Raw genomic sequence first — 12,181 nt, forward strand, 5'->3', positions numbered from 1 at the left:
AAAAAAAATTGCCATAAATTCGTAATTAAATAACTAATAAAAACGAAAAGCAAAATGAAACAAATTTCAAATTTATTCTTGGTATCCTTGTTGAGTGGCGCAACAACTCTTGGCGCATACAAATTATTATTTGACAGCAATGGTTATTTTTCTTCAAACAAACAGGGAATTACAACTCTTGCTCCTGAATCTTATAACAGGCAAGTTGGATTAGGTGCCGAAAATATTGATTTTACAGTAGCCGCAGACAAAACGATTCACTCTGTAGTACACGTAAAAAACGTGTCTGTCAGAACCATTTCCAATCCAATAATGGAATATTTTTACGGTTACGGCGGACAGCAGCAACAGGAACAAGTTGGTACTGGTTCCGGAGTTATTATTTCTGAAGACGGATACATCGTAACAAACAATCACGTTGTAAAAGATGCTTCGGATATTGAAATCACGCTGAACAACAAGAAATCATACAAGGCAAAACTCATCGGAACCGATTCAAAAATGGACATTGCTTTACTTAAAATCGATGCCGATGAAAAATTACCGTATTCCGTATTTGCAAATTCCGATTCGGTAAAAGTGGGTGAATGGGTACTGGCAGTTGGAAATCCATATAACTTAACCTCAACGGTAACAGCAGGAATTGTTTCGGCTAAAGCCCGAAATTTAGACACCAGAGGCATTCAATCCTTCATACAAACTGATGCAGCAGTAAATCCAGGAAATAGCGGCGGCGCATTGGTAAACACCAAGGGAGAATTAATAGGAATCAATACTATGATTTCGTCAATGACAGGTTCGTATGTTGGATATTCATTTGCCATCCCTTCTAATAATGCCCGAAAAATTATCGAGGATATTATGGAGTTTGGTAACGTACAAAGAGGAATCCTTGGTGTTGAAGGCGGTGAACTAAACGGAACTGCTTCCAAAGAATTGGGTGTTACACAAACACAAGGTTTCTATATTAATAGAATATCTAAAAATTCGGGAGCCGAGAAAGCCAATCTACAAAAAGGCGATATAATTATCAAATTAGACAATCAGGACATTGCTACTTTTGCCGATCTTTCAGGTTATGTAAACACAAAAAGGCCAAATGACAAAGTACAGGTAACTATTATTCGAAACGGTAAAAATATGGTTGTGCCGGTTGTTTTGAGTAAAAACGAAAGCTTCAATACTGAATTTAAAGGAATCGAACTTGGAAACATTGATACTGCCGACAAAAAGAAATTCAAAATCGATTACGGTGTGAAAATTAAATCAATCACCAATGAAAATTTGGCTCAATACAGCGATGAACTTGTCGGAAACATCATTTTGAGTATTGACAATGTTAAGGCAACCAATGTGGAAACCGTTTCTAAAATTTTGAACAATAAGGACGAAAAACAAAGCATCCGTATTGAAATGATAAATAAAAATGGCGAAGTGATGCGAATCATTATCTAAAAAGTTAAAAACACTAAATTTAAAGCCAGCCTGCAATTTGCATGCTGGCTTTTTTATTTAAAAAAAAGAAAAAAAAAAGTTACGAAATCGATTGAAATAATTATTTTTGCGTCAAATTTTAAATTATTACAACAATAATTATTGTTTTTGTTACAAAAAACAAACTAAGCAAATACAAAATTTTCAACATGAATAACATGGATTTATACGAAAAAGAGGTTTCGTTACAAGCCGACAGAAGACGTTCAGGTGTAGAGCTAATTAAAATCATCAGCGATTTATGGTACGACAAATCAATTGAACTGGTTTTGTTCCGCAATCAGTTAATCGACCGAAATGTAAGCGAAATTATAAACCTGCACGAATACGCCGCAAAATTTATAGGTAAGCCAATTTCAGTTTCCGACTCGGTTGAAATTGCCAATGTCATCTTTAGCTTAGATTTACCGCCTTCGAAATTAGACATTGGTAAATTAACTTACGAATACCGATTGGAAGACGAAAAACACCCAGATGTGAGACATTTCGTTTTACACAAATTAAAAAAAGCCAAATTAACCAAAGAAATAAAACCAAAAGATGTTGTCCTTTATGGTTTTGGACGTATCGGACGCCTGTTGGCACGCGAACTAATGTCCAGAACCGGCAAAGGAGAGCAAATGCGCCTGCGAGCGATTGTAACGAGAGACAAAAACGATGCAGACAGTTTAGAGAAAAGAGCTTCTCTATTGCGTTACGATTCCATCCACGGAGATTTTCAAGGATCAGTTATTGCCGATCCTGCCAACAATGCGTTAATTATCAACGGCACCACAGTTCACATTATTACCGCAAATACTCCCGAAGAAATCGACTATACTCACTACGGAATTGACAGTGCACTTGTGATTGACAATACTGGAGCTTTTACAACCAAAGAAGCTTTGAGCCGTCATTTAGTTTCCAAAGGAACTGACAAAGTATTGCTTACTGCACCTGGAAAAGGAGTTCCAAATATCGTTCATGGTGTTAACCAAAATGAATACAATCCAGATGAAATTGACATTTTCTCCGCTGCTTCCTGCACGACCAATGCTATCACTCCAATTTTAAAAGCGATTGAAGATACTTTGGGAGTTATCAAAGGACATTTGGAAACTATTCACGCTTACACTAATGATCAAAATCTGGTCGATAACATGCACAAAAAATACCGCCGTGGAAGAGCTGCATCTTTAAATATGGTAATCACCGAAACTGGTGCAGGCACGGCTGTTGCCAAAGCCTTACCATCACTGGAAGGCAAATTAACTTCCAACGCTATTCGCGTTCCAGTACCAAACGGTTCGCTGGTAGTCCTAAATCTTGAAGTAAATACTGAAACATCTGTCGAAGCCATCAACGCTATTATGAAAAAATATGCTTTAGAAGGAGAATTGGTGGAACAAATAAAATATTCGTTAAACAATGAATTAGTCTCTTCAGATATTGTTGGAACGTCGGCGCCTTCCATTTATGACAGCAATGCAACAATCGTTTCGAAAGACGGCAAAAACATAGTGCTATACATTTGGTACGATAACGAATACGGCTACAGCCACCAAGTCATCCGTCTTGCAAAATACATTGCCAAAGTAAGACGCTTTACATATTACTAGCATTAAATTTACAGGCTGGGAAATGCTCTTTTAGTGTTAATTTTAGTTTTTTAGATAATAAATTGCCCCAGCCTGAATATCTAAAACCGCCTTGCTCCAGCAGCTTGGCGGTTTTTTCATTATTATAACTATTCACAAACCTTATCACATTCACACATAAATTCTTTTACATATATTTGAAAGAAAACAAACAGCCAGAAAACTTACTTAAAATGAATATTTTAATTATTTACTGTCATCCAAGTGAAAAGTCATACACGTTTCAAATTCTTGATATAATGAAACAAACATTTATAGATCAAAATTGGAATGTTGAAATTTCAGATTTGTATGCAATGAATTTTCAAAGTGATATGACAAGCCAAGAATACGAAAGAGAAGGATTTGCCAAAACAGATTTACCAATTTCAGAAGATATTCTTACCGAACACAGAAAAATAGAATGGGCAGATTGTATCATTTTTCTCTATCCCGTTTGGTGGAGTGACTGTCCTGCAAAGTTAAAAGGATGGTTTGACAGAGTGTATTCTGTTGGTTACGCCTATGGCCAGAAACCAGACCTACCGAAAATGAAAACTATTAAATATGGTCTTGCTGTCTGCACAGCTGGACATCCAAATGAGTTTTTAGAAGAAATAGAAATTGCTCAAAGTATGAAAACAATTATGCTTGACGACAGACTAGGGAAAAGATTTGAACATAAAGAAATGATTATACTAGGCGGAACAACTTTAAACAATGAAGATATAAGACATGATCATAAAATAAAAATCGAAGCATTAGCTGCTAAAATAAAAATGCATTTCACATAAATACCTAACTATCAAATAGAAATCTATTGTCTATTAATTGAATTACTATTTTTATTAACTTCGTTTAGTACAATCTAATTTTGACAGACAAGAAATGAATTCAGAAATACAAGCATATAACGACAAACAAACTGAAGCTGACAAAGCAATTTGCGACTTGCTTGCAACTGCTATTGACAGCGAACTAACTGAAGCGGAAAACAAAATCTGGCATGCAATTCCGGTTTGGTTTATTGACGGAAATCCAATTGTTGGCTATGGCAGACTCAAAGACAGTTTACGGCTGTTATTTTGGAGCGGTGATACTTTTGAAGAAGAAAAACTTCAAAAAGAAGGAAAATTTAAAGCTGCAGATATTCGGTATACATCTCCTGATCAAATCAATTTAGACGATTTGTCACGCTGGATAAAAAAATCGCGAGAAATCCAATGGGATTATAAAAACATTGTAAAACGTAAAGGCCAGCTTGAACGATTAAAATAAAATTAGCTTAAAAATTCTTCTCAAAAATTCAGGCTTCATTTCTATAAAACTTCTTAGATAGGCAAAACTGTCGTACTTTTCACTTCTGAAATAATAAAAAAACTGTTTATCAAAGATACTTCGGGTAAAATGGATAATTTCATCTGATGAAAATGATGATAACTTTCCATATCTGGCAGTACAATTTTAAGCATATAATCAAAACTGCCCGAAACAAAATTACATTCCACAACCTCGGGCAGATCCAATATTGCACGATTAAAACTATCCGAAATATCAAAAGTCTGCTTCACCAAAGTCACCTGACAATAAACAGTGAGGTTTTTGCCTAATTTTTTCTTATTCAAAATAGAAACATAACGCTCAATAACTCCCTCTTTTTCAAGGCGTTTAACTCTGTCATGAACCGGAGTGAGCGAAAGATTTATTTGATTCGAAATATCTTTTAATGTCAAATGTGCATCTTCCTGCAGGAGGCGAAGTATTTTTCTGTCATTTTCATCTAAAATCATAACAAAAACAAGTTTTATAAATTGATTTATAACAAAATAATCCGATAAATTTTCTTTTTAATATTCGAAAAAATATCAAATAAAGAATTATTTCATGCTAAAATACTAAATAAAAATAATATTTTCTTATTTTAACATTCATAAAACAAAAATTTTCTTTATCCCCTAAATTTGTAATGTAATATTAAATCAACCACTTAAAACATACGTTATGATAATCGGTGTTCCTAAAGAAATTAAGAATAATGAAAATCGAGTTGCCCTAACTCCAGCAGGTGTTGCTGAAATGATAAATAATGGCCATAGCGTTTATGTTCAGACAACTGCAGGCGAAGGAAGCGGTTTTGCCGATGAAGAATATACTGCTGCCGGTGCTGTTGTTTTACCAGCAATTGAAGATGTATATGCAATCGCTGAAATGATTATCAAAGTAAAAGAACCAATCGCTTCAGAATATCCTCTTATCAAAAAAGATCAATTACTTTTCACATACTTCCACTTTGCATCATCAGAGCCATTAACTCATGCCATGATTGAGCGTCAGGCAGTTTGTCTTGCCTATGAAACAGTTGAAAAAACAGACCGCAGTTTACCATTATTAGTTCCAATGTCTGAAGTTGCGGGCCGTATGTCAATTCAGGAAGGTGCAAAATATTTAGAAAAACCATTAAAAGGAAGAGGAATTCTTCTTGGCGGTGTTCCTGGTGTTCCTCCTGCAAAAGTATTAGTACTTGGTGGCGGTATCGTAGGAACTCAAGCTGCAAAGATGGCTGCAGGTTTAGGAGCTCAAGTTACTATTATGGATGTGAGCTTACCTCGTTTACGTCAATTAGATGATATTATGCCTGCCAATGTTACGACTATAATGTCTAATAGTTATAATATCAAAAAAGCAATTACAGATACTGACTTAATCATCGGAGCTGTATTAATCCCAGGTGCAAAAGCGCCACATCTGATTAAACGCGACATGCTGAAATCTATGCGTCCTGGAACCGTTCTTGTTGATGTAGCAGTGGATCAAGGAGGCTGTATTGAAACCTGTTCTCCTACCACTCACGAAAACCCAACTTTCATTATTGACGATATTGTACATTACTGCGTAGCAAATATGCCGGGCGCAGTTCCATATACTTCTACTTTAGCGCTTACCAATGCTACCTTGCCATATGCTTTACAATTGGCAAACAAAGGATGGCAAAAAGCCTGTGCCGAAAACGAAGAACTAAAAAAAGGACTAAACATTGCCAATGGAAAAATCCTGTACAAAGGAGTTGCCGAAGCTTGGAACCTTCCTTTTAATAAAGAGTTAGTATTAGAAAACGCAGTTTGTTAATATTAATAAGTGCTTACTACACTAGAAAAACCCGTTTTGTCCTTCAAAATGGGTTTTCTGTTTTTATCAAGAAACAAAAAATCCGTCTCGATTATGAGACGGATTTATCATTTAGAAATATTTTAAAATTATAGGTTTCAAATTGAAATCTGAGTTCTGAATACTATTCCTTACGTTTAGTCAAATAATACACTGGAATACCTGTCAGCATAATCAATACTCCCCATCCACAGGTAGAAAATTTAGTAAGCAGTAATCCGATACAAATTGCAATAGCAACAACTATATATACAAGCGGTAAAAATGGATATCCAAAAGCTTTATATGGTCTTTCCGCTTCAGGCATTTTTTTTCTAAGGATAAAAATTCCATAAATGGTAAGTATGTAAAAAATCAAAACGATGATGATTACAAAATCCAGCAAATCACCATATTTCCCTGTCAAACACAATGCCGATGCCCATACGCACTGCACCCACAAAGCCCAAGCAGGTACGCTCGCACTATTTAGGGAAGCTGCTTTCTTTAAAAACAAACCATCTTTAGCCATTGTGTAATACACTCTCGCTCCAGCCATAATCAATCCGTTATTGCAGGCAAAAGTTGAAATCATAATCATCAAGGCAATGATAATGGTTCCCATGTCCCCAAAAGTATATTGAGAAGCAACAACCGCTACTCTATCAGATTTTGCTGTTGCAATTTCCTGCATCGGGATTACAGCCAGATACATTAAGTTGGTCAGAATATAAATGATTGTCACAATAAAAGTTCCAAGAAACAAACTCAAACCTACATTGCGTTTTGGGTTTTTAATTTCTCCTGCAATAAAAGTCACTCCAACCCAAGCATCACTGGAAAACAAAGAACCTACCATTGCTGCTGAAATTCCTGTCAGCAATGCAGTCCCGCCAATAGAACTCCACGATCCACTGTCAGTATCAAAGGCTTTTGAACCCCAAGCATCCGTCCAATTGGCATTCCAAATATCCGCTTTAGCAGCTAAAATAAATCCAAAGACAATTAATCCAAACAGTGATAAAATTTTAATTATCGTCAAAACGGTCTGAAGAATTTTACTGTTCTTCACTCCACGGCTATTAATGTACGTCAACAAGACAATCGTAATTATGGAAACGATTTGTGCCGCATTTAGTTTAAAATCTCCCAGCTCATACAAAATATTTTCATCACTCAAAGGCGGATATAAATAAGCAGCAAATTTGGAAAACCCAACACCTACTGCAGCTATAGTTCCAGTTTGAATTACAGCAAAAAAACTCCAGCCGTACAAAAACGCGATTAGTTTATTATAAGCTTCTTTTAGGTAAACATACTGCCCTCCAGCATTAGGAAACATGGCACTCAATTCCCCGTAACTAACTGCCGCTATCATTGTTATTAAGCCCGAAATAAGCCATATAAGTATTAACCAGCCCGCAGATCCAACTTGTCTTGCGATATCTGCACTTACAATAAATATCCCAGAACCTATCATCGATCCTACAACAAGCATAGTTCCGTCTAATAATCCGAGTTCTCTTTTAAATTCTCCTGGTTTGTTTTCTTCCATATTGTTGGTTTATTTTTTTGGTTGGCTAAAGATATACTTTTTTTTGAAAATGGCTCATGATCGTCTTTTTGTACAAACCATAGTTTTATAAAAACAAAAACTCTTAAGTTTCCTTAAGAGTCAGTTCTAAATTTTATTATCAAGAATTATTTAATCACTCGGTTTACTTGAGCAAAATTCCGGTGATAGTAAGGCTCTTTAGTTGATGAAATAATAACTCCAGAATGTGTCGAAGAATGAATAAATTTTATTTCATCGGCAGCCACTTCAATCACCATTCCGACATGATTGATGTGTCGTCTTCCATTAGTTTTAAAGAAAATCAAATCTCCTTTCTGTGCATTTACATCATCAATTTTTTCACCAATAGCAGATTGTTCAATAGATGATCTTGGCAGTTTTATGTCAAATGCGCCAAAAGTAGAATACATAAAACCAGAACAATCAAATCCAGCAGTTGTAGTCCCTCCGCTTCTATATCTGGTTCCTATCTTATCTGATGCTGACTGAATGATTTGAGCAATCAAATCTTCATTAGCAATAGTCAATCCTGTAGTTGTAGTGTCAGCTTGTTTTTCAATCTGACTTAAAGCAGCTCCATCTTCTTTTTTTATTTGATTCTCAATAGCGTTATTAGGAACTTGAATACTCAATTTCGCACCAACCTCTAATTTTTGTTTAATCGCTGGATTCTGTTTTTCTAATGACGCTACGGTTATACCATATTTTTTTGCAATTCCGTATTTAGTTTCTTTAGTCAAAACTTCATGGATAATTTCAGAAGTTGGAACTTGAGAATCTTCAACTATATTCTTCTCTTTATTTTTGTCTTCAGCAGGAATAATTTCTTTTTTTTCAGCCACTGCAGCCGGAAGTGTTTCTGTTTCAGATTTAGTTTCTTTTACAGCTAACTCTTTTGATGTTAATTTTCCGTTACTCGGAATCATAATTATCTGCCCTAGACTTAAGCCCTTCTTTCCTATTTTAGGATTGGCATTTTGCAGTTCTTTCAAGGTTATACCATATTCCTTTGCAATTGCATACAAAGATTCTTTTGGTTTCACTTCATGAGTTAAAGGCTCAGCCTTTTCAACAGTTTCTTCTAACTTTGGATTAGACAAATCAGCTATTTCTTTCTTGGATAGATTTGATGGAATACTAATGGTCTGCCCTATTTTCAATCCTTCAGTCTCTAAATTTGGATTGGCTTTATAAAGTAATTCGGCAGTTGTTTTATATTGTTTTGTAATGCCGTACAGTGTTTCTTTTGGTAATACCTGGTGATCAATCTGAGTGGTCTTTTCAGAATCAGAAACTGTCAGATCATTTGTTTTTTTTGATTCAGAATTTGGAATTAACAAAACCTGATTCAGCTGTAAAGTCTTTTTAGCTTTAGGATTCAGCTTATAAATTGAGGCAATCGAAACATTATATTTTTGAGCAATACTAGAAATTGTTTCTCCTTTTACAATACTGTGCTTGATGTTATTATCCTGAGAAAAGACACTAATACTACACAAAAAAACTGCTAAAACAATTACTCTCAAACACCTCATTATTTTTTGATTTTCGTCCTATTATTATCAATACAAACGTATTAAATAGATGAATTATTATTTTATTAAATTTTCACCTCGAAAAACCACATTTTTTTCAAGAATTACAAATATAAGTTTTTAAGTAAATTTGAAAGCTAAAGCACAGCTAAAATTTAAAAAAAATCTTAGTCACTATCTTCATCAAAATAAACATTACTGTTATTCAAGTTTTTATCAAAGCAATCTGAATGCCTTTTTTCAATAATCCAAACGGGTAAATGAATTCATAACTATTAAATATCCTAGCCCTGATGGGAATGAAAAGCCTTGCGAAGTAGACTTGTATTTTTTGCTGATATAAAAAAGCGACCAACGGAAGCTCCTTTTATATCAGCAAAAAAAGAAGGATATGAGCAAGCTTGAAAGGACAGCAGGATTTGCTCCATATTCAGATTTTAATTTAAACAAAAAACTCCCAAGCAATCTTGAGAGTTTTTATATAAATTGCAGATAGTTACGCGTTGGCCGCAATCAAATTCAAAGCTGATCCTGCTTTGTACCAGCCAATTTGTCCTTCGTTATAGGTGTGGTTCGCTAAGATAACATCTTTGCTTCCATCGCTGTGAACGAATTCTAAACTTAACGGTTTTCCAGGAGCAAAATCAACTAAATCGGTGAAGTTGACAGTGTCATCTTCCTGAATTTTATCGTAATCAGCTTCATTAGCAAAAGTCAGACCTAGCAAGCCTTGTTTTTTTAGATTTGTCTCGTGAATACGGGCAAATGATTTTACTAACACTGCTTTTACACCTAAGAATCGAGGTTCCATAGCAGCATGTTCACGAGAAGAACCCTCGCCGTAATTATGGTCACCAACAACTATTGATGGCACACCAGCAGCTTTGTAAGCTCGTGCTACTGCCGGAACCGCCTCAAATTCACCTGTTAATTGATTTTTGACTGAATTTGCTTTTTGGTTGAATGCATTAATGGCACCAATCAGCATATTATTTGAAATATTATCTAAATGTCCGCGGAAACGCAGCCATGGTCCTGCCATAGAAATGTGATCAGTAGTACATTTTCCAAAAGCTTTGATTAATAATTTAGCTCCCGTAATATTTTTACCATCCCAAGCTTCGAATGGAGCCAGTAACTGCAAACGGTCTGAAGCTGGATTTACATTTACCTGAACATTTGAACCATCTACAGCCGGAGCTTGAAAACCTGCGTCTTCAACTGCGAAACCTCTTTTTGGCAATTCATCACCAAAGGGAGCAGTTAATCGTACTTCCTCACCATTATCATTTAACAAAGCATCTGTTAATGGATTGAAATCCAGTCTTCCTGAAATCGCCAATGCTGCAACCATCTCTGGAGATGTTACAAAAGCGTGTGTATTTGGATTTCCGTCAGCTCTTTTGGAGAAATTACGGTTGAATGAATGTACAATTGTATTTTTTTCGCCTTTATCTGCTCCTGCTCTGTCCCATTGCCCGATACATGGACCGCAGGCATTAGTAAACACCTTAGTTCCCATTTTTTCGAATGTGGAAATAATTCCGTCTCTTTCGATCGTGTAACGAATCTGCTCCGATCCAGGATTGATTCCAAATTCCGCTTTTGGGGTAATTCCGTGCTCCACAGCTTGGTTTACAATAGAAGCGGCACGTGCCATATCTTCGTACGAAGAGTTTGTACAGGAACCTATTAAACCCCATTCTACTTTTATTGGCCATCCATTTGCAGCAGCTTCGGCTTTCATTTGGGAAACTGGAGTACCGCGGTCTGGAGTAAACGGACCATTGATATGAGGTTCTAATTCGGATAGGTTAATTTCGATAAGCTGATCAAAATACTTTTCTGGATCGGCATAAACTTCTGGATCGGCAGTTAAATAGGAAGCTACTTTATCAGCAGCATCAACTACATCCTGACGATCTGTAGCCGTTAAATACCTGCGCATAGAATCATCGTAACCAAAAGTAGATGTTGTAGCCCCAATTTCAGCACCCATATTGCAGATAGTTCCTTTTCCTGTACAGGACATATTCAGGGCACCTTCACCAAAATATTCTACAATAGCTCCAGTCCCGCCTTTTACAGTAAGGATATCGGCTACTTTTAAGATAACGTCTTTTGGAGCTGTCCAGCCAGATAATTTGCCAGTCAATTTTACGCCGATTAATTTAGGGAATTTCAGCTCCCATGACATTCCGGACATTACATCTACAGCATCAGCACCGCCGACACCAATGGCCAGCATTCCTAATCCTCCGGCATTTACAGTATGTGAATCAGTACCAATCATCATTCCTCCAGGAAAAGCGTAATTTTCTAAAACAATCTGGTGGATAATTCCTGATCCTGGTTTCCAAAACCCTATACCATATTTATCTGACACCGATGATAAGAAATCGAAAACCTCTTTGGATTGAGTATTGGCTACAGCCAAATCTGATTCAGCACCATTTTTAGCTAAAATCAAGTGATCGCAGTGCACGGTTGTTGGCACGGCAGCTTTTGATTTACCAGCGTGCATAAACTGAAGTAAAGCCATTTGAGCCGTTGCATCTTGACAGGCCACTCTGTCTGGGGCAAAATCAACATAATCTACTCCTCTTCCATAAGCTTGTTTTGCAGTTCCATCCCAAAGGTGACTGTATAAAATTTTCTCCGTTAAAGTAAGCGGACGACCAACTATTTCACGTGCTGCATCAACACGAGTTTTCATGCTGTCATACACTTTTTTAATCATTTCAATATCAAAAGCCATAATGTTTTAGGTTTTTTGTCATTAATAATTTAAACATTACAAGTTACAAAAAAATAGA

The 12,181-nt window shown here is 36.0% G+C and carries 9 protein-coding genes; 5 read left to right on the plus strand and 4 right to left on the minus strand.

Annotation, left to right across the window (positions count from 1 at the left end; genetic code table 11):
* The first annotated feature begins 54 nt into the window (after positions 1-54).
* The 4 genes from C8P67_RS12000 (at position 55) to C8P67_RS12015 (ending at position 4,388) form a co-directional block, all read left to right on the plus strand.
* Positions 55-1,455 (plus strand): trypsin-like peptidase domain-containing protein, encoded by a 1,401-nt coding sequence (locus tag C8P67_RS12000; protein WP_115813422.1) that lies wholly within the window; start codon positions 55-57, stop codon positions 1,453-1,455.
* A 188-nt stretch (positions 1,456-1,643) separates the two neighbouring features.
* Positions 1,644-3,092: a glyceraldehyde-3-phosphate dehydrogenase gene (locus C8P67_RS12005; RefSeq protein ID WP_115813423.1), complete on the plus strand. Its 1,449-nt coding sequence runs from the start codon at positions 1,644-1,646 to the stop codon at positions 3,090-3,092.
* A 212-nt stretch (positions 3,093-3,304) separates the two neighbouring features.
* Positions 3,305-3,904 carry an NAD(P)H-dependent oxidoreductase gene (locus C8P67_RS12010; RefSeq protein WP_115813557.1) on the plus strand — a complete coding sequence of 200 codons (600 nt, stop codon included), beginning with the start codon at positions 3,305-3,307 and terminating at the stop codon, positions 3,902-3,904.
* 94 nt (positions 3,905-3,998) lie between these two features.
* Positions 3,999-4,388, plus strand: coding sequence for a DUF1801 domain-containing protein (locus C8P67_RS12015; protein WP_115813424.1), 390 nt, complete (start codon positions 3,999-4,001; stop codon positions 4,386-4,388).
* A 53-nt stretch (positions 4,389-4,441) separates the two neighbouring features.
* On the opposite strand, the gene C8P67_RS12020 is transcribed toward C8P67_RS12015, so the two are convergent.
* A complete protein-coding gene (locus C8P67_RS12020) occupies positions 4,442-4,900 on the minus strand; it encodes an Lrp/AsnC family transcriptional regulator (RefSeq protein WP_115813425.1) in 459 nt (152 codons plus the stop codon).
* A gap of 211 nt (positions 4,901-5,111) precedes the next feature.
* Between C8P67_RS12020 and ald the strand changes: the two genes are divergently transcribed.
* Positions 5,112-6,236 (plus strand): alanine dehydrogenase, encoded by a 1,125-nt coding sequence (ald, locus tag C8P67_RS12025; RefSeq protein WP_115813426.1) that lies wholly within the window; start codon positions 5,112-5,114, stop codon positions 6,234-6,236.
* 163 nt (positions 6,237-6,399) lie between these two features.
* On the opposite strand, the gene C8P67_RS12030 is transcribed toward ald, so the two are convergent.
* From C8P67_RS12030 to C8P67_RS12040, 3 genes are all read right to left on the minus strand, one after another.
* Positions 6,400-7,809, minus strand: a complete 1,410-nt coding sequence (locus tag C8P67_RS12030; protein ID WP_115813427.1) for an APC family permease — start codon at positions 7,807-7,809, stop codon at positions 6,400-6,402.
* Positions 7,810-7,955: 146 nt separating this feature from the next.
* Positions 7,956-9,365, minus strand: a complete 1,410-nt coding sequence (locus C8P67_RS12035; RefSeq protein ID WP_115813428.1) for a C40 family peptidase — start codon at positions 9,363-9,365, stop codon at positions 7,956-7,958.
* Positions 9,366-9,861: 496 nt separating this feature from the next.
* On the minus strand, positions 9,862-12,123 hold the full coding sequence (locus C8P67_RS12040) for an aconitate hydratase (protein ID WP_115813429.1): 2,262 nt from the start codon (positions 12,121-12,123) through the stop codon (positions 9,862-9,864).
* Between the last annotated feature and the right edge of the window lie 58 nt (positions 12,124-12,181).

It is taken from the genome of Flavobacterium aquicola, from assembly GCF_003385115.1.
In the GTDB taxonomy this organism is placed as follows: Bacteria; Bacteroidota; Bacteroidia; order Flavobacteriales; family Flavobacteriaceae; genus Flavobacterium; species Flavobacterium aquicola.

What these genes read in the sequence shown, in the direction of transcription:
- C8P67_RS12000 (WP_115813422.1), top strand. Translation starts at nt 55, where the DNA reads ATGAAACAAATTTCAAATTTATTCTTGGTATCCTTGTTGAGTGGCGCA.
- C8P67_RS12005 (WP_115813423.1), top strand. Translation starts at nt 1,644, where the DNA reads ATGAATAACATGGATTTATACGAAAAAGAGGTTTCGTTACAAGCCGAC.
- C8P67_RS12010 (WP_115813557.1), top strand. Translation starts at nt 3,305, where the DNA reads ATGAATATTTTAATTATTTACTGTCATCCAAGTGAAAAGTCATACACG.
- C8P67_RS12015 (WP_115813424.1), top strand. Translation starts at nt 3,999, where the DNA reads ATGAATTCAGAAATACAAGCATATAACGACAAACAAACTGAAGCTGAC.
- C8P67_RS12020 (WP_115813425.1), bottom strand. Translation starts at nt 4,900, where the DNA reads ATGATTTTAGATGAAAATGACAGAAAAATACTTCGCCTCCTGCAGGAA.
- ald (WP_115813426.1), top strand. Translation starts at nt 5,112, where the DNA reads ATGATAATCGGTGTTCCTAAAGAAATTAAGAATAATGAAAATCGAGTT.
- C8P67_RS12030 (WP_115813427.1), bottom strand. Translation starts at nt 7,809, where the DNA reads ATGGAAGAAAACAAACCAGGAGAATTTAAAAGAGAACTCGGATTATTA.
- C8P67_RS12035 (WP_115813428.1), bottom strand. Translation starts at nt 9,365, where the DNA reads ATGAGGTGTTTGAGAGTAATTGTTTTAGCAGTTTTTTTGTGTAGTATT.
- C8P67_RS12040 (WP_115813429.1), bottom strand. Translation starts at nt 12,123, where the DNA reads ATGGCTTTTGATATTGAAATGATTAAAAAAGTGTATGACAGCATGAAA.